The organism is Shigella flexneri 2a str. 301 (genome assembly GCF_000006925.2).
Lineage (GTDB): Bacteria > Pseudomonadota > Gammaproteobacteria > Enterobacterales > Enterobacteriaceae > ECMA0423.
The window spans coordinates 1,485,824-1,506,780 of sequence record NC_004337.2; the positions used below are offsets into that span (position 1 = coordinate 1,485,824).

The following is a 20,957-nucleotide window of genomic DNA, read 5'->3' on the forward strand; positions in this document are numbered from 1 at the left end:
ATGGATAATCTCGACGTTATTTGTATAGGTGCCGCTATTGTTGATATTCCATTACAACCGGTCAGTAAAAATATCTTTGATGTAGATTCTTATCCTCTTGAAAGAATCGCAATGAGCACCGGGGGCGATGCAATAAATGAAGCAACAATTATTTCTCGTCTGGGGCATCGTACCGCATTAATGAGCCGCATTGGTAAAGATGCCTCAGGGCAATTTATTCTCGACCATTGTCGCAAAGAGAATATTGATATTCAAAGCCTGAAACAGGACGTCAGCATAGATACATCTATTAACGTTGGACTGGTGACGGAGGATGGCGAGCGGACGTTTGTCACGAACCGTAACGGCAGTTTGTGGAAATTAAATATTGACGATGTTGATTTTGCGCGGTTTCCTCAGGCGAAATTATTATCACTGGCCAGTATTTTCAACAGTCCTCTATTGGATGGTAAAGCGCTAACAGAAATTTTTACGCAAGCGAAAGCCCGGCAGATGATCATTTGTGCCGATATGATCAAACCGCGGTTGAATGAAACGCTGGATGATATTTGCGAAGCATTGAGTTATGTCGATTATCTGTTTCCAAATTTTGCCGAGGAAAAATTACTCACAGGGAAAGAGACACTGGATGAAATTGCTGACTGCTTTCTTGCGTGCGGCGTAAAAACGGTGGTGATTAAAACGGGTAAAGACGGCTGCTTTATCAAGCGTGGTGACATGACGATGAAGGTGCCGGCGGTCGCAGGAATAACCGCCATCGACACCATTGGCGCGGGCGATAACTTTGCTTCAGGTTTTATTGCGGCACTGTTAGAAGGCAAAAATCTGCGTGAATGCGCACGCTTTGCCAATGCAACGGCGGCTATCTCGGTTCTAAGCGTCGGTGCCACCACCGGCGTAAAAAACAGAAAGCTGGTCGAACAATTGCTGGAAGAATACGAAGGATAATGAAGGCAAATGAAAAAGATACCTTTAGGCACGACGGATATAACGCTTTCGCGAATGGGGTTGGGGACATGGGCCATTGGCGGCGGTCCTGCATGGAATGGCGATCTCGATCGGCAAATATGTATTGATACGATTCTTGAAGCCCATCGTTGTGGCATTAATCTGATTGATACTGCGCTAGGATATAACTTTGGCAATAGTGAAGTTATCGTCGGTCAGGCGTTAAAAAAACTGCCCCGTGAACAGGTTGTAGTAGAAACCAAATGCGGCATTGTCTGGGAACGAAAAGGAAGTTTATTCAACAAAGTTGGCGATCGGCAGTTGTATAAAAACCTTTCCCCGGAATCTATCCGCGAAGAGGTAGAAGCCAGCTTGCAACGTCTGGGTATTGATTACATCGATATCTATATGACGCACTGGCAGTCGGTGCCGCCATTTTTTACGCCGATAGCTGAAACTGTCGCAGTGCTTAATGAGTTAAAGGCTGAAGGGAAAATTCGCGCTATAGGCGCTGCTAACGTCGATGCTGACCATATCCGCGAGTATCTGCAATATGGTGAACTGGATATTATTCAGGCGAAATACAGTATTCTCGACCGGGCAATGGAAAACGAACTGCTGCCGCTATGTCGTGATAATGGCATTGTGGTTCAGGTTTATTCCCCGCTAGAGCAGGGATTGTTGACCGGCACTATCACTCGTGATTACGTTCCGGGCGGCGCTCGGGCAAATAAAGTCTGGTTCCAGCGTGAAAACATGCTGAAAGTGATTGATATGCTTGAACAGTGGCAGCCACTTTGTGCTCGTTATCAGTGCACAATTCCCACTCTGGCACTGGCGTGGATATTAAAACAGAGTGATTTAATCTCCATTCTTAGTGGGGCTACTGCACCGGAACAGGTACGCGAAAATGTCGCGGCACTGAATATCAACTTATCGGATGCAGACGCAACATTGATGAGGGAAATGGCAGAGGCCCTGGAGCGTTAAATACTCAACACGATTCACCTCTGTTTCTGTGAAAACTGTGATGAAAATCTGTGATTCAAATAGGTTATTTTGAAAGTAAACATCGGTTATGCGATAATCGCGCTAATGTGATGTAAAAAGATACAGGGGTGTAATCGTGGCGGCAAAAGACAGGATTCAGGCAATTAAGCAAATGGTTGCCAACGATAAAAAGGTGACAGTCTCAAATTTGAGTGGGATTTTTCAGGTAACCGAAGAAACCATTCGCCGCGATCTTGAGAAGCTGGAAGATGAAGGCTTTTTGACCAGAACCTATGGTGGTGCTGTTTTAAATACAGCGGTGTTGACGGAGAATATCCATTTTTATAAGCGCGCTTCATCGTTTTATGAAGAGAAGCTGCTTATTGCACGCAAGGCACTACCCTTTATCGACAATAAAACCACCATGGCAGCCGATTCCAGTAGTACCGTAATGGAATTGCTCAAATTGTTACAGGACCGTAGTGACCTGACGTTGCTAACCAACTCGGCGGAAGCGATTCATGTTCTGGCTCAGTCAGAAATTAAAGTCGTTTCAACGGGTGGGGAACTAAACAAAAATACACTTTCCCTGCAAGGAAGAATTACTAAAGAGATCATCAGCCGCTACCATGTCGATATCATGGTAATGAGTTGTAAAGGTCTTGATATTAACAGCGGCGCGCTGGACTCTAATGAAGCGGAAGCTGAAATCAAAAAGACAATGATCCGTCAGGCGACAGAAGTTGCGTTATTGGTTGATCACTCTAAGTTTGATCGTAAAGCTTTTGTCCAGTTAGCTGACTTTAGTCATATTAATTATATAATAACTGATAAATCACCGGGTGCAGAGTGGATAGCATTTTGCAAAGACAATAATATCCAGCTGGTGTGGTAATTTAAGCACACGTTGTCAATATTATTTGTTCCTGCGACTGGAAATAAAATGATGATAAAGATGCGGCAAGTGAATTTGCCGCAATTGCTACCTTTTATAGCAAATCCGAGGCACCCAATGGAACAATATGATCAAATTGGCGCAAGACTGGACCGCTTGCCTTTGGCCCGGTTTCATTATCGTATATTTGGTATAATAAGCTTTAGTCTGTTATTAACGGGGTTTTTGAGTTACTCAGGTAATGTCGTCTTAGCAAAGCTGGTAAGCAATGGATGGTCAAATAATTTCCTCTATGCCGCCTTTACCTCGGCATTAATGTTTGGTTATTTCATCGGCTCACTTACTGGTGGGTTTATTGGTGACTACTTTGGGCGGCGCAGGGCGTTTCGCATAAATCTTCTCATCGTCGGTATTGCTGCAACAGGGGCCGCTTTTGTCCCTGATATGTACTGGCTCATTTTCTTTCGCTTCCTGATGGGAACAGGAATGGGGGCGCTGATTATGGTTGGCTATGCCTCATTTACGGAGTTTATCCCCGCGACGGTGCGTGGAAAATGGTCCGCGCGGCTCTCATTTGTTGGTAACTGGTCGCCCATGCTGTCTGCGGCGATAGGCGTGGTGGTTATCGCTTTTTTTAGTTGGCGAATAATGTTTCTTCTGGGTGGTATTGGCATACTGTTAGCCTGGTTTCTCTCAGGTAAATACTTTATCGAGTCGCCACGATGGCTGGAAGGGAAAGGGCAAATCGCCGGTGCAGAAAGCCAACTTCGTGAAGTAGAGCAGCAAATTGAAAGGGAGAAGAGTATTCGTTTACCCCAGCTTACTTTGAACCAGAGCAACAGCAAGGTTAAGGTAATCAAGGGTACCTTCAGGCTCCTGTTTAAAGGGGAAATGTTACGACGTACATTAGTTGCGATAACTGTTTTAATTGCAATGAACATTTCGCTTTATACCATTACCGTATGGATACCGACCATATTTGTTAACTCCGGCATTGATGTCGATAAATCAATATTAATGACCGCTGTTATTATGATTGGTGCTCCGGTAGGAATATTTATTGCGGCATTAATTATTGATCATTTTCCTCGTCGATTATTTGGCTCCGCCTTACTTATTATTATTGCCGTGTTAGGCTATATCTATTCAAGTCAGACTACAGAGTGGGCGATTTTAATCTATGGTCTGGTGATGATCTTCTTTTTATACATGTATGTTTGCTTCGCGTCGGCGGTTTATATCCCGGAGCTTTGGCCAACGCATTTACGCCTGCGCGGTTCGGGTTTCGTTAATGCCGTCGGACGGATCGTCGCAGTTTTCACGCCCTATGGCGTTGCGGCATTATTAACACATTATGGGTCGATCACGGTGTTTATGGTGCTTGGTGTCATGTTAGTGCTCTGTGCGCTGGTTCTCTCCATTTTTGGCATCGAAACGCGGAAGGTGTCGCTGGAAGAGATTTCTGAGGTGAATTAAATCTTTCGTTGATGGCATCAATTGCCAGATGTACCACTGACGTGTTTTATTTGGCCTACAATGCCAGTACAGAATTGTAGGCCAGCGTAAAATTACCCCTGCGTCTCTTCCCAGTCTGCCAGCGTATATAGCGTTGCCCCAGCTGCTGACATCTCCATAAACGCGTGTGCACTGTCCTGGGGCTGGATATTCACGCCACGACAGCCATCGGTAATCACGTTTACCTTATAACCTAACTGTAACGCGTCCAGCACGGTAAACTTCACGCAATAGTCAGTAGCCAGGCCCATAACGATCAATTCATCGATTTCATGATCGCGCAACCAGTCATCAAGCGCGGTTTTCTGCCGACGTCCGTTATCAAAAAAGGCACTGTAACTGTCAACTAAAGGATTTTCGCCTTTATGGAACACCGCTGCGATCTCTTTTTGATTCAGTAACGGATGTAATTGTGCGCCTTCACTGTTCTGCACACAGTGTTCAGGCCAGAAAGTTTGCCGCAGGCCGCCGAGTTGGCCTGGCGTATAAGGCTCTACGCCGTGCTGGCTGGCAAAGCTGCCGTGATTCGCCGGATGCCAGTCCTGGCTGGCGATAACCGCTTCTCCGCGCGACTGGCACCAGTCAATAAGGCGGTTAGCAACCTCCACCGTACTGTCACCTTCCGGTACGGCGAGCGCGCCACCAGCACAGAAATCATTTTGTAAATCGACCAGTAACAGGGCGCGATGGGGCATTGCAGTCTCCTTAATCATCCGGCGTCAGTTCGCCGCGCAGGTTTTGGCTCATGGCCTTGCGAATGGTTTCAGTATCCAGTTCCTGGCTCAGCAGGTAATGCAGTTTGGTTAGCGTGGCTTCTACAGTCATATCTGCACCGTCAATAACGCCGGCATGGGCGAGGGCGTTACCGGTGGCATAACCACTCATATTCACTTTACCGGACATACATTGTGTCAGGTTGACCACCACAATACCGCGATCGCTGGCTTCTTGTAATTCCTGCAGGAAGGCTTTGTTTTGTGGCGCATTACCCACGCCATAGGAGCGCAGAATCAATGCTTTCACCGGTTGGCGCAGAAAATTGCGCACGACGTCAGCAGAAATCCCTGGATAAATCGTCACCACGCCAATTGGTTGTGGCGTGATTGGATGAACGATTAATTCCCCTTCACCGTGCGGGGCGGGTGGCGTATTCAAACGACGAATATGGATACCAGCTTCCAGTAACGGAGGAAGGTTTGGAGAGGCAAACGCATCAAAACCATCGGCATGGGCTTTGGTAGTGCGGTTGCCGCGATACAATCGGTTATTGAAAAAGAGCGTTACTTCGTTGATCGGATAATTCGGCGCAACGTACAACGCATTCAGCAGATTAATTTGTCCGTCAGAGCGTAACTCAGCCAGCGGGATTTGTGACCCTGTCACAATGACCGGTTTACCGAGATTCTCGAGCATGAACGACAGCGCAGAGGCGGTATACGCCATCGTGTCGGTACCGTGTAGAATGACAAAACCATCATAGTCGTCATAGTGCGCTTTAATATCTTCAGCAATATGCTGCCAGTCTTCCGGCGTCATATCAGAAGAATCCATCAACGGCGTATATTCATGAATGGTGAAATCTGGCATCTCCGGGCGATGGAATTCCGGCATCAGCGCCAGTTGGCGTTGTAGATGACCTGACACCGGAATATAACCCTGCTCGGAACGCTGCATCCCGATGGTCCCGCCCGTGTAGGCGACGTAAATTGATTTCTTTTGCATGATATTGATATGAATGATATCGAAAGAGCAAAAGTATATACGTGAGGCAGGAGGAGCGCACCTGATACTATGCGGATAAGGAAATATGGGGCGAGACAGCGGGAAGAGGATTCGTCGAGGTAAAAAATAATGTGGCCGACGATCTGTCGGCCACTCAGTACAAGACTTAACGCACGTTGGCGCAGGTCAGGCAAAACGCATAACGGTTTTGTGGGTCGTTAAACGCGGCCAGCTTGTCGCTTTCACTTTTAACGGTAGAGGCTACCGAGGCAAGCGGTGCAGGTAACATGGCCTGGAACGCATCTGGCAACATTGCCCGGACAGAACCAGACATGTTGTCCATCACTTTGTCGAAGAAGGTCGGTTCATCAACGTAGTATTCCAGATGCCACTGTTTCACTTTTGCGAGCTCTGCTGCTTTGGCAACCGCATCATCGAAATCCCCGAGACTATCGACCAGCCCGTTAGCTTTTGCATCCTGACCGGTCCAGACGTGGCCCTGGGCGATTTTATCAATTTGCTCCGGCGTCGAATGACGCGCATCAGCAACCAGCGTGATAAAGCGTTTATAGCCATTCTCAATGCTTAATTGCATCATCTGCTGCGCTTCCGGCGGCAGTGCCCTGGTGATAGAAACATCCGCCAGCGGTGAAGTTGAGACACCATCAGTATGAACACCAATCGAATCCAGACTATTTTCTACGGTGGTGATCACGCCGAAGATACCGATAGAACCGGTCAGGGTGCTGGGGTTAGCCACAATGTAATTAGCTGGCGTGGAAATCCAGTAACCACCAGATGCCGCCATGCCGCCCATCGATACAACCACAGACTTACCCGCTGCCCGGGCTGCTGCCAGTTCAGCGCGAATCACTTCAGACGCGGTAACGCTGCCGCCTGGGCTATTAACACGCAGGACAATCGCTTTCACTTTCGGGTCAAGGCGAGCGTCGCGGATTTGTGCCGCAGTGGTATCACCGCCAACATTCCCCTGAGTTTCCTCGCCATCCATAATTGCGCCATTAGCGAAGACGACACCGATGCTGTCACCGGTATCTGCCGGCGTTTTCAATGCGTAATCGTAATAACTGATGGCGCGATAATTTTTATCAGTCTTACTCCAGCCGAACTCTTTGGTCAGAGCTTTTTCGATTTCGGCACTCGATGCCAGTGCATCGACCAGCTTGTTTTCCAGTGCATATTTCGCGGTATCGCCACCGGTTTTGGTTAAACCCTCAAGCAACCCTTGCGCGCCAGGGAATACCTGCTGAGCAGGGATCTGCCGGTTAGCGGCAACAGTATTCAGATAGTTTTGCCACAGCTCACCAATCCAGCGGCTGTCAGCTTCGCGGGCTGCCGGTGACATATCATCACGAATAAACGGTTCAACGGCAGATTTATACGTACCCACGCGGAACACATGGGTGGAAACTTTCAGCTTATCCAGCAACGATTTGTAGTACAGACCGTTGGTAGCAAAACCGTGCAGATCAACCACGCCTTGCGGTGACAGCCAAATTTTATTGGCGAAACTGGCGAGATAATATTGCCCCTGGCTGTAGTTCTCGCCAACGGCATAAACCGGTTTCCCGCTGTCACGAAACTCTTTCAGGGCTTTGCCGATGTACTGCATAGACGGCTGGTCGCCGCCTGCGAAGTTTTTCAGATCCATCACGATACCGGTGATATTGCGGTCGTCCTTCGCCTGGCGAATGGTGTTGACGATATCAAACAGTGAGTTTTCCTGCAGACGATCGGAACTGGCACCAAGCAGCTGGCGGCTTAATTTACTAAACCGCTGAGAACTGTCTGGTTTATCGACGATCACACCAGAAATGTCCAGCAGCAGTGCGCCACGACTGGCCGTTTCTTTCGAATCACCACCACTGACCTGCATCCAGATCCCCACACCAACCAGTACGAGGAAAATAAAGAACAGGTTAAGTACCATTTCACGGACGAAATTCAGCAGACGCCACGTCCATTTAAAAAATCCGGCAATAAATCGCCAAAGGGTTCGCATGTATTCTCCCAACTTAAGGTCACACCTGTCACAGGCGCAATAGATGTGGTTATCGTAATGACCCAACCGGCACTTGTCAGCAGGAATTGCGGACTGTGCTGTAACAAAATCCACTCTCGTGTTAATTTTGTGAATAAATATCACGACAGGAGTTAATCAAATGGATGCACTCTAACTATTGATCAATCGCCGTAGCGCCTCCCGCCTGGCTGAACCCGCGCCAACGGGTGAACAACTGCAAAACATCCTGCGTGCGGGTATGCGTGCGCCGGACCATAAGTCCATGCAACCGTGGCATTTTTTTGTGATTGAAGGGGAAGGGTGCGAGCGTTTCAGCGCCGTACTGGAACAGGGGGCGATTGCTGCCGGTAGTGATGATAAAGCTATCGACAAAGCCCGTAATGCGCCGTTCCGCGCACCGCTCATCATCACGGTGGTGGCGAAATGCAAAGAAAATCATAAAGTCCCGCGATGGGAACAGGAAATGTCTGCCGGATGCGCGGTCATGGCGATGCAAATGGCAGCCGTTGCCCAGGGATTTGGCGGCATCTGGCGCAGTGGCGCATTAACTGAAAGTCCGGTAGTGCGTGAAGCATTCGGTTGCCGTGAGCAGGATAAAATTGTCGGTTTTCTCTACCTCGGCACGCCGCAGTTGAAAGCATCTACGTCGATTAACGTCCCGGACCCGACGCCGTTTGTAACTTATTTCTGATAATTGTCGCGAAACTGTCTGGATTGTGAGCAAAGGCGCAGGAATTCAGACACTCTCACTTATCACTTCACGGAATGAGGGTTACCATACCCGGATTGCATTGACAGGAGATGTCCATGAGCGAGAACTCGATTCGTTTGACCCAATACAGCCACGGAGCTGGTTGCGGCTGTAAAATTTCCCCAAAAGTGTTGGAAACCATCCTGCACAGTGAGCAGGCGAAGTTTGTTGATCCGAATTTGCTTGTGGGTAATGAAACCCGCGACGATGCGGCGGTGTACGATCTGGGCAATGGCACCAGCGTTATCAGTACCACCGACTTCTTTATGCCGATCGTTGATAATCCTTTCGATTTTGGCCGCATTGCGGCGACTAACGCCATCAGCGATATCTTCGCGATGGGGGGCAAACCGATTATGGCGATTGCGATCCTCGGCTGGCCGATTAACAAACTTTCCCCGGAAATTGCCCGCGAAGTAACCGAAGGTGGACGCTATGCATGCCGTCAGGCGGGTATTGCGCTGGCTGGCGGTCACTCCATCGATGCGCCGGAGCCGATTTTTGGTCTGGCGGTAACGGGGATCGTACCGACCGAGCGGGTGAAGAAAAACAGTACCGCACAAGCCGGATGCAAACTGTTCCTGACGAAACCGCTGGGGATCGGCGTTCTTACCACGGCTGAGAAAAAATCACTGTTGAAACCAGAACATCAGGGACTGGCGACGGAAGTGATGTGCCGGATGAACATCGCAGGCGCGTCCTTTGCCAACATCGAAGGCGTAAAAGCGATGACCGACGTTACGGGCTTTGGTCTGCTGGGCCACTTGAGCGAAATGTGTCAGGGGGCTGGTGTGCAGGCACGCGTCGACTATGAAGCGATCCCGAAACTCCCCGGTGTTGAAGAGTACATTAAGTTGGGCGCAGTACCTGGCGGCACTGAACGTAACTTTGCCAGCTACGGTCATCTGATGGGTGAAATGCCGCGTGAAGTGCGCGATCTGCTGTGCGATCCGCAAACTTCTGGCGGTTTGCTGCTGGCGGTCATGCCGGAAGCAGAAAATGAGGTTAAAACTACAGCCGCCGAGTTTGGCATTGAACTGACGGCGATTGGCGAACTGGTGCCAGCGCGCGGCGGTCGTGCCATGGTTGAGATCCGTTAATTTAATGCGGTTGTTTATTGCCGAAAAACCGAGTCTGGCGCGCGCCATTGCTGATGTCCTGCCCAAACCGCACCGGAAAGGCGATGGCTTTATCGAGTGCGGTAATGGTCAGGTGGTGACTTGGTGTATCGGTCACCTGCTTGAGCAGGCGCAGCCAGACGCCTACGACAGCCGCTATGCGCGCTGGAATCTTGCGGATTTGCCGATTGTCCCGGAAAAGTGGCAATTACAGCCACGACCCTCCGTGACCAAACAACTTAACGTCATCAAACGCTTCCTGCATGAAGCCAGCGAAATCGTTCACGCCGGGGACCCGGATCGTGAAGGGCAATTGCTGGTGGATGAAGTGCTGGACTATCTGCAACTGGCACCGGAAAAGCGCCAGCAGGTGCAGCGTTGCTTGATAAACGACCTGAACCCGCAGGCGGTTGAGCGGGCGATCGACCGTCTTCGTTCCAACAGTGAGTTTGTGCCATTGTGCGTTTCTGCGCTGGCGCGAGCGCGTGCCGACTGGCTGTACGGCATCAATATGACCCGTGCGTATACCATTCTCGGTCGCAATGCCGGTTATCAGGGCGTACTTTCCGTGGGGCGCGTGCAGACACCCGTGCTCGGGCTGGTGGTGCGCCGCGATGAAGAGATTGAAAACTTCGTGGCGAAAGACTTCTTTGAAGTCAAAGCACATATCGTGACACCTGCCGATGAGCGGTTTACCGCTATCTGGCAACCGAGCGAAGCGTGTGAACCGTACCAGGATGAAGAAGGGCGCTTGTTACATCGTCCACTGGCGGAGCATGTGGTTAACCGCATTAGTGGTCAACCGGCTATTGTCACCAGCTATAACGATAAACGGGAATCAGAATCCGCGCCGCTGCCGTTTTCGCTTTCGGCGTTGCAGATTGAAGCGGCAAAACGCTTCGGTCTGAGCGCGCAGAACGTGCTTGATATCTGCCAGAAGCTGTACGAAACGCACAAGCTAATCACTTATCCGCGTTCCGATTGTCGCTATTTGCCAGAAGAACATTTTGCCGGACGCCACGCGGTGATGAATGCCATCAGCGTTCATGCACCGGATCTGTTGCCGCAGCCAGTGGTAGATCCAGATATACGCAACCGCTGTTGGGATGACAAAAAGGTCGATGCGCACCACGCCATCATCCCGACCGCACGGAGTTCTGCGATCAACCTGACGGAGAACGAAGCGAAGGTCTATAACCTGATTGCCCGTCAATACCTGATGCAGTTCTGCCCGGATGCGGTGTTCCGCAAGTGTGTTATCGAACTGGACATTGCCAAAGGCAAATTTGTCGCTAAAGCCCGTTTTCTTGCTGAAGCAGGCTGGCGCACGCTGTTAGGCAGCAAAGAGCGCGATGAAGAAAACGACGGCACGCCATTGCCTGTGGTGGCGAAAGGCGATGAGTTGCTGTGTGAAAAAGGTGAAGTGGTAGAGCGGCAAACCCAGCCGCCGCGCCATTTTACCGATGCAACACTGCTTTCGGCGATGACCGGGATCGCGCGCTTTGTGCAGGACAAAGATCTGAAAAAGGTCCTTCGTGCGACCGATGGTCTGGGGACAGAAGCAACCCGTGCCGGGATTATTGAACTGCTGTTCAAGCGTGGTTTTCTGACCAAAAAAGGGCGCTATATCCACTCCACCGACGCCGGAAAAGCGTTATTCCATTCGCTGCCAGAAATGGCGACGCGACCGGACATGACCGCGCACTGGGAATCGGTGCTGACGCAAATCAGCGAAAAGCAGTGTCGCTATCAGGACTTTATGCAGCCGCTGGTGGGGACGCTATATCAGCTTATTGATCAAGCCAAACGTACGCCGGTGCGGCAGTTTCGCGGCATTGTGGCTCCGGGCAGTGGTGGCAGTGCTGATAAGAAAAAGGCTGCACCGCGTAAACGTAGTGCGAAAAAAAGTCCGCCAGCAGATGAAGCCGGAAGCGGGGCGATAGCGTAAGCGAGCGAATCTTTCGTGCTATTCGAGTCATATTCTGAAATATCCAGCGGATCAAGAAAGTTCGTTGGATATTTTTTTGCATGGATAAAATTATCGCCTCTAAAGTATGTAATAACAGGGAATGTGATGAAAAAAGTTTTATTGCAAAACCATCCTGGGAGCGAGAAGTATTCTTTTAATGGCTGGGGAATATTTAATAGTAATTTTGAACGGGTGATTAAAGAAAATAAGGCCATGCTGCTTTGTAAGTGGGGGTTTTATTTAACATGTGTTGTCGCTGTAATGTTTGTATTCGCAGCGATAACATCCAACGGTTTGAATGAAAGAGGCCTGATTACCGCGGGATGCTCTTTTCTTTATCTATTAATTATGATGGGGCTTATTGTTCGGGCCGGTTTTAAAGCAAAAAAAGAACAACTGCATTATTATCAGGCTAAAGGTATTGAGCCGCTCAGTATCGAGAAGTTACAGGCGCTACAATTGATCGCACCTTATCGATTCTATCATAAGCAATGGTCTGAAACGCTAGAGTTCTGGCCGCGAAAGCCTGAACCTGGCAAAGATACCTTCCAATATCATGTGCTTCCTTTTGACTCGATCGATATCATCAGTAAAAGACGCGAGTCTTTAGAGAATCAATGGGGTATCGAAGATAGCGAAAGTTATTGTGCCTTAATGGAGCATTTTCTTTCTGGCGACCATGGAGCCAATACCTTTAAAGCAAACATGGAGGAAGCCCCAGAGCAGGTTATCGCCTTGTTGAATAAATTTGCTGTTTTTCCCTCAGACTATATCTCTGATTGCGCTAATAATCGCTCCGGTAAATCCTCGGCGAAGCTAATATGGGCGGCGGAATTATCATGGATGATCTCGATATCAAGCACAGCTTTTCAAAACGGGACAATTGAAGAAGAACTGGCCTGGCATTATATAATGCTTGCTTCTCGAAAGGCGCACGAGTTGTTCGAAAGCGAAGAAGATTATCAAAAAAATAGTCTAATGGGATTTCTTTACTGGCATATCTGCTGCTATCGCAGAAAGTTAACGGATGCTGAACTTGAAGCGTGTTATCGTTACGACAAGCAGTTTTGGGAGCACTACAGTAAGAAATGCCGTTGGCCCATAAGAAATGTTCCCTGGGGAGCATCATCCGTTAAATACTCATAAACGCCTGAAATTTTGCCGGGGGCGCTGCGCTTGACCGGCCTACATTAGAGCGTAACTGCAATGAATTGTGCCCATTTGTAGGCCTGATAAGCGTAGCGCCATCAGGCATTTACAACTTAAATCACACCCTGCGCCAGCATCGCATCGGCAACCTTCACAAAACCGGCAATGTTCGCGCCCTGCACGTAGTTGGTTTGCTCACCTTCACCACCATGCTCAACACAGGCATGGTGGATATCCAGCATGATGTGATGCAAACGTGCGTCAACTTTCTCGGCTTTCCAGCCCAGGCGCGCAGCGTTTTGTGCCATTTCCAGGCCCGACGTTGCTACACCGCCAGCATTAGCCGCTTTACCCGGTGCAAACAGTACGCCTGCCTGCTGGAACAGTTCAGTCGCTTCGATGGTGGTCGGCATATTTGCCCCTTCAGCGACGGCTTTAACGCCATTGGCGATAAGCTGATGCGCGGCGTCAACATCCAGTTCGTTCTGGGTGGCGCAAGGCAGGGCGATATCAACCGGTACAGACCACGGCTGTTGGCCTTCGAGATAGACCAGACCAAATTCTTTGGCGTAATCTGCCGCTCGACCATCGCGGCTGGCTTTGATTTCGATAAGACGTGCCAGTTTCTCTTTCGTGAATCCGCTTTCATCAACTACAGTGCCGCTGGAGTCTGACGCAGTGATCACACGAGCACCAAATTCCATCGCTTTTTCGATAGCGTACTGGGCGACGTTGCCGGAGCCAGAAACGGAAACGCTCATCCCTTCAAAACCCATACCGTGGCGTTTTAACATTGCTTCTGTGAAATAAACCAGACCGTAGCCGGTAGCTTCCGGGCGAATAAGACTACCGCCAAATGAAAGGCCCTTACCGGTGAAGACGCAGGCGGTATTGTTGGAGAGCTTTTTCATCATCCCCGCCATAAAGCCGACTTCACGACCACCAACGCCGATATCACCTGCCGGAACGTCGGTATCCGCGCCCAGGTGGCGATACAGTTCAGTCATCAGCGTCTGGCAAAAACGCATCACTTTACCTTCGCTTTTTCCTTTCGGATCGAAATCGCTGCCGCCTTTACCACCGCCCATCGGCAGGGTAGTCAGGGCATTTTTGAAGGTTTGTTCAAAGCCGAGGAATTTGAGAATGGAAAGGTTAACTGACGGATGGAAGCGCATACCGCCTTTGTACGGGCCGATGGCAGAGCTGAACTGCACACGCCATGCACGGTTGACCTGTATCTGGTTGCGATCATCAACCCATACCACGCGAAACTGGATCACGCGCTCCGGTTCAACCAGACGCTCCAGTAATGACTAGACTGGCCCCCTGAATCTCCAGACAACCAGTATCACTTATTTAAGTGATAGTCTTAATACTAGTTTTTAGACTAGTCATTGGAGAACAGATGATTGATGTCTTAGGGCCGGAGAAACGCAGACGGCGTACCACACAGGAAAAGATCGCAATTGTTCAGCAGAGCTTTGAACCGGGGATGACGGTCTCCCTCGTTGCCCGGCAACATGGTGTAGCAGCCAGCCAGTTATTTCTCTGGCGTAAGCAATACCAGGAAGGAAGTCTTACTGCTGTGGCCGCCGGAGAACAGGTTGTTCCTGCCTCTGAACTTGCTGCCGCCATGAAGCAGATTAAAGAACTCCAGCGCCTGCTCGGCAAGAAAACGATGGAAAATGAACTCCTCAAAGAAGCCGTTGAATATGGACGGGCAAAAAAGTGGATAGCGCACGCGCCCTTATTGCCCGGGGATGGGGAGTAAGCTTAGTCAGCCGTTGTCTCCGGGTGTCGCGTGCGCAGTTGCACGTCATTCTCAGACGAACCGATGACTGGATGGATGGCCGCCGCAGTCGTCACACTGATGATACGGATGTGCTTCTCCGTATACACCATGTTATCGGAGAGCTGCCCACGTATGGTTATCGTCGGGTATGGGCGCTGCTTCGCAGACAGGCAGAACTTGATGGTATGCCTGCGATCAATGCCAAACGTGTTTACCGGCTCATGCGCCAGAATGCGCTGTTGCTTGAGCGAAAACCTGCTGTACCGCCATCGAAACGGGCACATACAGGCAGAGTAGCCGTGAAAGAAAGCAATCAGCGATGGTGCTCTGACGGGTTCGAGTTCTGCTGTGATAACGGAGAGAGACTGCGTGTCACGTTCGCGCTGGACTGCTGTGATCGTGAGGCACTGCACTGGGCGGTGACTACCGGCGGCTTCAACAGTGAAACAGTACAGGACGTCATGCTGGGAGCGGTGGAACGCCGCTTCGGCAACGATCTTCCGTCGTCTCCAGTGGAGTGGCTGACGGATAATGGTTCATGCTACCGGGCTAATGAAACACGCCAGTTCGCCCGGATGTTGGGACTTGAACCGAAGAACACGGCGGTGCGGAGTCCGGAGAGTAACGGAATAGCAGAGAGCTTCGTTAAAACGATAAAGCGTGACTACATCAGTATCATGCCCAAACCAGACGGGTTAACGGCAGCAAAGAACCTTGCAGAGGCGTTCGAGCATTATAACGAATGGCATCCGCATAGTGCGCTGGGTTATCGCTCGCCACGGGAATATCTGCGGCAGCGGGCTTGTAATGGGTTAAGTGATAACAGATGTCTGGAAATATAGGGGCAAATCCAATGACATCTGGCGATATTTTGGATTTTGTTCAAGAAAAGGCCAGAGTGTGGTCATTACTTCACGAACGGCTTGCGCGAACTCGGTTTGATTCGGGTCGCGCTTTTGGACATGGTTGAGGAATGACTCCAGAGAATATGTCTGATCCATAGATATAAAAACCTTATATATTAATACGATTGTGCTTATGTTGTTTATGTCATGTGCTTTTGCAGTTTTCGACTATACCATCAAGAATGTGACGGTAAGCAAGAAAAAAATGACCCAGGAAAGCAAATTAATAACGAGAGTAATCTCATAACCAAATGCGATAACTCAGACGCTAAAGTTTTGCCACCCGGCTACCGTTATCAGTAGCAGAGACAATAACGTTAAGGAGTTCCCTGTGAGTCGAGCATTGTTCGCCGTAGTATTAGCATTTCCATTAATTGCACTGGCTAACCCGCATTATCGTCCGGACGTGGAGGTAAACGTACCGCCAGAAGTGTTCAGTTCAGGCGGGCAGTCAGCGCAGCCCTGTACTCAGTGCTGCGTTTATCAGGATCAAAATTATTCTGAAGGGGCGGTAATTAAAGCCGAAGGAATACTGCTGCAATGCCAGCGTGATGACAAAACCCTTAGCACTAATCCGCTGCTCTGGCGGCGCGTAAAGCCATAAACGCCTCTAATAATGGAATGTCAGCAGGGGCCAGCGGATATTGCAGCGCCTCTTCAGGTGAGCACCAGACCAGCGCCTGATGTTCATGTGCCTGTAACGTCCCGTGGAAGTCGGGTACGTGCCAGGCATGAAGATGGATAATCCGGCCCGAAACTTCTCGCTGATGGCTGGCAACATACTCACCCACAGTTGCTTCGATGTCCAATTCTTCGTTTAACTCACGCACCAGCGCCTGCTGCTGGCTTTCATCCAGCTCGACTTTACCTCCGGCAAACTCCCATAATCCCGCCTGATCGCTCTGGGCGGGGCGTTGCGCGAGTAAAATTTTGCCATCACGTTCAATGATGGCGGCAACAACTTCAATCATTTTCATAAATTACACACGGGCAGATAAGCGAAAAATGCCATAATATCCGCACTGTTGCTCAATCAGAAAGGCTTTATATTTAAGGAGTGCCTGTGCTAGACCGCCATCTTCATCCCCGGATTAAACCGTTGTTGCATCAGTGCGTGCGGGTTCTTGATAAACCGGGCATTACGCCAGATGGTTTAACATTAGTGGGATTTGCCATCGGCGTGCTGGCTCTGCCGTTTCTGGCGCTGGGCTGGTATCTGGCGGCGCTAGTCGTCATTTTGTTGAACAGGCTGCTTGATGGTCTGGACGGTGCGCTGGCGCGGCGCAGAGGGCTTACCGACGCGGGCGGCTTTCTTGATATTTCTCTCGATTTTCTCTTTTACGCGCTGGTGCCGTTTGGCTTTATTCTTGCTGCACCGGAGCAAAATGCGCTGGCAGGCGGCTGGTTGTTGTTTGCGTTTATCGGCACGGGCAGCAGTTTTCTCGCCTTTGCTGCACTGGCAGCAAAACATCAGATTGATAACCCCGGTTATGCACATAAGTCGTTTTACTATCTGGGGGGATTAACCGAAGGCACAGAAACGATCTTACTGTTTGTGCTGGGATGTTTATTCCCTGCATGGTTTGCGTGGTTTGCGTGGATCTTCGGTGCGTTGTGCTGGATGACGACCTTTACGCGGGTGTGGAGTGGGTATCTGACGCTGAAGTCGCTCCAGCGTCAGTAATTGCAATGTTATTTGCTACTGCCCGGGCCGCGTTCACCGGTTGCAACCGGATTTTTTGGATCGCTGCTCCATTCGTACCAGCCGCCGTCATACACGGAAACATTCTTCCAACCCATGGCGCGTGCGTACATAAAGGTTTCGGACGCGCGCCAGCCGGTGCCGCAGTAGAATGAAACTTGCTGATCTGGTTTGATATTCCATGCTTTCCACATAGCGGTAATATCATCGGCGCTACGCATGGTGCCATCCGGGTTATAGAAATCTTCCATATGCGTCGAGTCGCTACCAGCGTGTCCCCAACGTGCTCCGGCTATTTCACCTTTTGGTTTAATATAGCTGTAACCGCTGGTCGTACCGATAAATTCTGGCCACGAACGAATGCTCACCAGCGATGCATCCTGGCGATGCAGCAGTCCACGGGCCTGTTCCATATCGAGCATCAACTGCGGTTGTGCCGGGATCTTCACGCCGAAATCCGGTTCCGCTTTCACTTTCGGTGGCGTTCCTCGCTCAACAGGCAGTCCCGCGTCGGACCAGGTTTGCCAGCCGCCATCCAGCAGACGCACATCTTTCACGCCTGCGTAGAGCATAATTTGCGCCACACGCGCTCCAGCGTATACGTCACGCCCGTACAGAATGACCGTGGTGTCATGGCGAATGCCGTGTTTTGCCAGCATCGCTTTTAGTTGTTCATCAGAAACTTTGTTCCACAGCGGTTCGCTTTCCACTTCGTTGGTATCGATGTAGTCAGCGCCAGGAATATGGCTGATAAGGTAAAGCTTAGGAGCGCCCTAGGCCGCTTCAATGACTTTCCAGTCACCGACAGGTTTCGCCGTAACCTCTTTACCTTGTTGCAGGTCATGCAGCCATTGCGGATAAACCAGCTGCTCAAAGTGCGGCAGTTTTTGTAGACGGGAAGGTTCGCTTAGCGCGTCACTCAGAATGGAGATATGCGTAAAACCTGCTTTTTGCAGTCGCGTTTTGACGGCGTCAACATCTTTGCCATTACCGTACAGCGCCACCGGGGCATCGGCTTTCAGGTTATGTTGCTTGATCCACGCGTTGAGCTGTTCGGTGCTCATTTTGTCGAGCCAGCTAGCAGAGAGGTTTAAGGCGGCAGGTTCATGACCAGAAGGGCCATTTAAGGTTTGTGGCCAGCCGTTATAAAACGCGCTGGGGCGAGTATCTATCGCTTTGCCATTTTGTTGCTGAAGTTGGTCAAGTGTAAGAGGCTTCGCCAGTTCAGCGGCCCACGAAGAAGCGCAAGCCAGCCCTAAAGCCATTGCCAGCGCGGTCATTTGAGAAACACGTTTCATCGAAAATCCCGACATTGTAGTTTTGAGTGCGCCATTCTGAACTGACGCATTGAGAAAAACTTTGCGTTATCGCAGTTTGTTGTAATTTTCTGACCACTGCGCCATATCCAGAACAGAACTATCAGCAGGAACATCCTGGAGATCGTGCGTTACCTGAACGACGGGGATCGCCAGGGCGCGAACTTCGCTGAACACCCACTGGCGAAAATTATCGCGCAGAGCCACATCAAGACGGCTGAATGGCTCATCCAGGAGTAACGCTTTTGGCTGGGCGAGAAGGGCGCGTAGTAGAGCAACGCGCGCTCGCTGACCGCCAGACAAAGTGGCAGGATCCTGATGGAAAGCTCCGTCAAGGCCTGAACGCTCAAGTGCATCATTCACGGCATTACGTCGGGCATTCCCCTTAAGTGTCGCCGGTAGCGCCAGCAGTAAATTTTGCCCGACGCTGAACTGGTCAAATAACAGTGCATCCTGAAAAAGAATGCCAATCTGACGCTGTGCGGTGGGTAGCATGTCAATCCGTTGCTCATTGAGCCATAGCTCACCTGTACAAGAAAACTGTCCGGCCAGTGCACCAATCATCCATGAAAACAGAGTGGATTTTCCACAGCCAGACGGCCCCATTAACGTGACGATGTCACCTTTATCAACCGTAAAGTTAACGTTTGTCAGCAAGCGGCTTTCTGGTAAACGTAGCGAAACATTTTTCACGCAGAGCATTAGCGGATTCCTTGTCTGACATAACCTACCCATTTTGCGACTAACGCGGTCAGGGCAAAAATAATAAGCGGTAACAACAGTTGCCATAACGCCTGGGCGGCGAGAATACCGTTGCTGCCGCCGCTGCTTAATGCCACCGCCTCAGTGGTGAGCGTCGGAAAACGCCCCGCGCCCAGCCACAGCGTCGGCATATACTGCGCAATACTGACTGAAAATCCCACCGCGAAGGCAATCAGCACAGGGCGCAACATGAGTGGGCATTTCACGTAAAAGAAGATTTTGGCCCGCGACCAGCCCAGTGTTTGCGCAATCAAAATTAACCGTGAATCAATGCGCTGCCAGGCGGGTTGCAGGATAAACAGCATCCACGGCATTACCCACAGCAGATGCCCCCAGACCACCGCCGTCCAGCTTCCATCCAGGTTCAGCCATAGCGCCAGCGTGTACTGGCCCGCCACCAGTGGCAGAGCGGGCAATAGAATGGGCAACCATAGCCACAACTGGCGACGCTGTGCCCCCCATTCCAGCCACAGCAGTAACAGGAGCAAAGCGATGAATGTTGCTACCAGCCCCATTGTCAGACTGTTGATGAGTGCTTCACTATTGATCGTCGACTGATCCGCGAGGATCGCCAGCAGAACCACACACAGCACACCGGTTAAGGGTAAAAAACTCGCCAGCGTAGTGCCTGGTAATAAAGGTGTGGCAGGCTTGCGAATGCCATCTACGCGGGGAATAGTGCGCCGCCAGCTGCGCCAAAACGTAGGCGGCGAGTAACAGCATCAGCAGCAGACTGGCGAGTGCGCCTTTCGTTTGTTGATCCGCGTCGCCCTGAGTTAACCACTGCCAGCTAATTACTGCCAGCGTCGGTGGATTACCTGGCCCAAGAATAATCGCCACATCCACGACCGAAAGCGACCAGGCAACAATCGCCAGCATCGCCATTGCCAGCGGCTGTAGCCCAGCGAATCCAGCACAATGACCTGCTGCAACAGCCGTTTTTCGCTCAATACTGCCACTAAGATCCACAGCAGAAATGCGCTTTCTTTCACTGCAAGGGTGAGGCCCAGACCGATCCAAATCGGTCCATTGGCGGAGTGAAATACGGGAAATAGTCATATAGCAGCCCTCCGTCAGCAAAGAGCAGCAGGGCGCTGGTGGCAAAAGCCACATGGGGAATGGCGAGCAGCCACGGCAGACGGGCGCACATACGCTGCCATTTCGGCCCAGGCCATAGCGCCACAATCACCAGCAGGGCAATCAACAATGCCCCGACCGCCGCGATGGTTGTCGACACCAGCGTTGCCAGTAATGCCTGCGGTAACTGTGGATCGGCAAATAACGCCTGCCAGCGTGTCAACGACAACGCAGGCGATATCAGCGTGAGAGCTGCCGGGATCAGCGGTGCATAAATCACCGCCACCATCGCCCACAGCAAA

The 20,957-nt window shown here is 50.6% G+C and carries 18 protein-coding genes, 2 pseudogenes and 3 other annotated features; of the genes and pseudogenes, 12 read left to right on the plus strand and 8 right to left on the minus strand.

Features of this window, described 5'->3' with window-relative positions; translation table 11 throughout:
* The 4 genes from SF1451 (at position 1) to ydjE (ending at position 4,309) form a co-directional block, all read left to right on the plus strand.
* Positions 1 to 948, plus strand: a complete 948-nt coding sequence (locus SF1451; RefSeq protein NP_707341.2) for a kinase — start codon at positions 1 to 3, stop codon at positions 946 to 948.
* A gap of 54 nt (positions 949 to 1,002) precedes the next feature.
* The gene (locus tag SF1452; protein NP_707342.2) at positions 1,003 to 1,938 is read left to right on the plus strand and encodes a hypothetical protein; all 936 of its coding nucleotides are present in this window, start codon (positions 1,003 to 1,005) and stop codon (positions 1,936 to 1,938) included.
* A gap of 136 nt (positions 1,939 to 2,074) precedes the next feature.
* Positions 2,075 to 2,833, plus strand: a complete 759-nt coding sequence (locus SF1453) for a DeoR family transcriptional regulator (RefSeq protein ID NP_707343.1) — start codon at positions 2,075 to 2,077, stop codon at positions 2,831 to 2,833.
* A 117-nt stretch (positions 2,834 to 2,950) separates the two neighbouring features.
* Positions 2,951 to 4,309 (plus strand): transporter, encoded by a 1,359-nt coding sequence (ydjE, locus tag SF1454; protein ID NP_707344.2) that lies wholly within the window; start codon positions 2,951 to 2,953, stop codon positions 4,307 to 4,309.
* Positions 4,310 to 4,401: 92 nt separating this feature from the next.
* Here ydjE and ydjB read toward each other — a convergent pair whose 3' ends face one another.
* The 3 genes from ydjB to sppA all read right to left on the minus strand — a co-directional run bounded on the left by ydjB (position 4,402) and on the right by sppA (position 8,093).
* On the minus strand, positions 4,402 to 5,061 hold the full coding sequence (gene ydjB / locus SF1455; RefSeq protein ID NP_707345.3) for a hypothetical protein: 660 nt from the start codon (positions 5,059 to 5,061) through the stop codon (positions 4,402 to 4,404).
* Positions 5,054 to 6,070, minus strand: coding sequence for a cytoplasmic asparaginase I (gene ansA, locus SF1456; RefSeq protein NP_707346.1), 1,017 nt, complete (start codon positions 6,068 to 6,070; stop codon positions 5,054 to 5,056). The genes ydjB and ansA overlap by 8 nt, the downstream gene beginning before the upstream one ends.
* A gap of 166 nt (positions 6,071 to 6,236) precedes the next feature.
* The gene (sppA, locus tag SF1457) at positions 6,237 to 8,093 is read right to left on the minus strand and encodes a protease 4 (protein NP_707347.2); all 1,857 of its coding nucleotides are present in this window, start codon (positions 8,091 to 8,093) and stop codon (positions 6,237 to 6,239) included.
* A 178-nt stretch (positions 8,094 to 8,271) separates the two neighbouring features.
* Here sppA and ydjA point away from each other — a divergent pair, with 178 nt between their 5' ends.
* The 4 genes from ydjA (at position 8,272) to ynjI (ending at position 13,098) form a co-directional block, all read left to right on the plus strand.
* On the plus strand, positions 8,272 to 8,805 hold the full coding sequence (ydjA, locus tag SF1458) for an oxidoreductase (RefSeq protein ID NP_707348.1): 534 nt from the start codon (positions 8,272 to 8,274) through the stop codon (positions 8,803 to 8,805).
* Between the two features lie 116 nt (positions 8,806 to 8,921).
* On the plus strand, positions 8,922 to 9,965 hold the full coding sequence (selD, locus tag SF1459) for a selenophosphate synthetase (protein NP_707349.2): 1,044 nt from the start codon (positions 8,922 to 8,924) through the stop codon (positions 9,963 to 9,965).
* Positions 9,966 to 9,969: 4 nt separating this feature from the next.
* The gene (topB, locus tag SF1460; RefSeq protein ID NP_707350.2) at positions 9,970 to 11,931 is read left to right on the plus strand and encodes a DNA topoisomerase III; all 1,962 of its coding nucleotides are present in this window, start codon (positions 9,970 to 9,972) and stop codon (positions 11,929 to 11,931) included.
* A 15-nt stretch (positions 11,932 to 11,946) separates the two neighbouring features.
* Positions 11,947 to 13,098 carry a hypothetical protein gene (ynjI, locus tag SF1461; RefSeq protein NP_707351.1) on the plus strand — a complete coding sequence of 384 codons (1,152 nt, stop codon included), beginning with the start codon at positions 11,947 to 11,949 and terminating at the stop codon, positions 13,096 to 13,098.
* A gap of 116 nt (positions 13,099 to 13,214) precedes the next feature.
* Here the strand turns inward: ynjI and gdhA are convergent, their stop codons facing one another.
* Positions 13,215 to 14,381, minus strand: coding sequence for a glutamate dehydrogenase (gdhA, locus tag SF1462; RefSeq protein NP_707352.1), 1,167 nt, complete (start codon positions 14,379 to 14,381; stop codon positions 13,215 to 13,217).
* A gap of 34 nt (positions 14,382 to 14,415) precedes the next feature.
* Positions 14,416 to 15,746 (plus strand) — a mobile genetic element.
* Between gdhA and SF1463 the strand changes: the two genes are divergently transcribed.
* From SF1463 to SF1465, 3 genes are all read left to right on the plus strand, one after another.
* Positions 14,462 to 14,872, plus strand: coding sequence for an IS2 repressor TnpA (locus SF1463; protein ID NP_707353.3), 411 nt, complete (start codon positions 14,462 to 14,464; stop codon positions 14,870 to 14,872). (Overlaps the previous feature by 411 nt.)
* The gene (locus tag SF1464) at positions 14,830 to 15,735 is read left to right on the plus strand and encodes an IS2 transposase TnpB (RefSeq protein ID NP_707354.1); all 906 of its coding nucleotides are present in this window, start codon (positions 14,830 to 14,832) and stop codon (positions 15,733 to 15,735) included. Its footprint lies within the feature at positions 14,416 to 15,746. Before SF1463 ends, SF1464 begins: the two co-directional genes overlap by 43 nt.
* Before the next feature lie 383 nt (positions 15,747 to 16,129).
* On the plus strand, positions 16,130 to 16,402 hold the full coding sequence (locus SF1465; RefSeq protein NP_707355.1) for a hypothetical protein: 273 nt from the start codon (positions 16,130 to 16,132) through the stop codon (positions 16,400 to 16,402).
* On the opposite strand, the gene SF1466 is transcribed toward SF1465, so the two are convergent.
* Positions 16,368 to 16,775 (minus strand): pyrimidine (deoxy)nucleoside triphosphate pyrophosphohydrolase, encoded by a 408-nt coding sequence (locus SF1466; protein NP_707356.1) that lies wholly within the window; start codon positions 16,773 to 16,775, stop codon positions 16,368 to 16,370. The two genes, SF1465 and SF1466, sit on opposite strands and share 35 nt — an antisense overlap.
* 86 nt (positions 16,776 to 16,861) lie before the next feature.
* Here SF1466 and SF1467 point away from each other — a divergent pair, with 86 nt between their 5' ends.
* On the plus strand, positions 16,862 to 17,482 hold the full coding sequence (locus SF1467) for a cytochrome oxidase (protein ID NP_707357.2): 621 nt from the start codon (positions 16,862 to 16,864) through the stop codon (positions 17,480 to 17,482).
* Between the two features lie 8 nt (positions 17,483 to 17,490).
* Positions 17,491 to 18,813: a sequence feature (Similar to Escherichia coli K12 thiosulfate sulfur transferase gi: 1788054 (441 aa). BLAST with identity of 97% in 440 aa. This CDS contains an in-frame stop codon. The sequence has been checked and is believed to be correct.), on the minus strand.
* Here SF1467 and SF1468 read toward each other — a convergent pair.
* The 3 genes and pseudogenes from SF1468 to SF1470 form a co-directional block, all read right to left on the minus strand.
* Positions 17,491 to 18,813, minus strand: a pseudogene (locus SF1468). (Overlaps the previous feature by 1,323 nt.)
* Before the next feature lie 51 nt (positions 18,814 to 18,864).
* A complete protein-coding gene (locus tag SF1469; protein NP_707358.2) occupies positions 18,865 to 19,518 on the minus strand; it encodes an ABC transporter ATP-binding protein in 654 nt (217 codons plus the stop codon).
* Positions 19,518 to 20,944: a sequence feature (Similar to Escherichia coli K12 transport system permease gi: 1788052 (497 aa). BLAST with identity of 96% in 476 aa. This CDS contains an in-frame stop codon. The sequence has been checked and is believed to be correct.), on the minus strand. (Overlaps the previous gene by 1 nt.)
* Positions 19,518 to 20,944, minus strand: a pseudogene (locus tag SF1470). It overlaps the preceding feature by 1,427 nt. The gene SF1469 and the pseudogene SF1470 overlap by 1 nt, the downstream one beginning before the upstream one ends.
* Positions 20,945 to 20,957: the final 13 nt, after the last annotated feature.

What these genes read in the sequence shown, in the direction of transcription:
- SF1451 (NP_707341.2), top strand. Translation starts at nt 1, where the DNA reads ATGGATAATCTCGACGTTATTTGTATAGGTGCCGCTATTGTTGATATT.
- SF1452 (NP_707342.2), top strand. Translation starts at nt 1,003, where the DNA reads ATGGGGTTGGGGACATGGGCCATTGGCGGCGGTCCTGCATGGAATGGC.
- ydjE (NP_707344.2), top strand. Translation starts at nt 2,951, where the DNA reads ATGGAACAATATGATCAAATTGGCGCAAGACTGGACCGCTTGCCTTTG.
- ydjB (NP_707345.3), bottom strand. Translation starts at nt 5,061, where the DNA reads ATGATTAAGGAGACTGCAATGCCCCATCGCGCCCTGTTACTGGTCGAT.
- ansA (NP_707346.1), bottom strand. Translation starts at nt 6,070, where the DNA reads ATGCAAAAGAAATCAATTTACGTCGCCTACACGGGCGGGACCATCGGG.
- sppA (NP_707347.2), bottom strand. Translation starts at nt 8,093, where the DNA reads ATGCGAACCCTTTGGCGATTTATTGCCGGATTTTTTAAATGGACGTGG.
- selD (NP_707349.2), top strand. Translation starts at nt 8,922, where the DNA reads ATGAGCGAGAACTCGATTCGTTTGACCCAATACAGCCACGGAGCTGGT.
- topB (NP_707350.2), top strand. Translation starts at nt 9,970, where the DNA reads ATGCGGTTGTTTATTGCCGAAAAACCGAGTCTGGCGCGCGCCATTGCT.
- SF1466 (NP_707356.1), bottom strand. Translation starts at nt 16,775, where the DNA reads ATGAAAATGATTGAAGTTGTTGCCGCCATCATTGAACGTGATGGCAAA.
- SF1469 (NP_707358.2), bottom strand. Translation starts at nt 19,518, where the DNA reads ATGCTCTGCGTGAAAAATGTTTCGCTACGTTTACCAGAAAGCCGCTTG.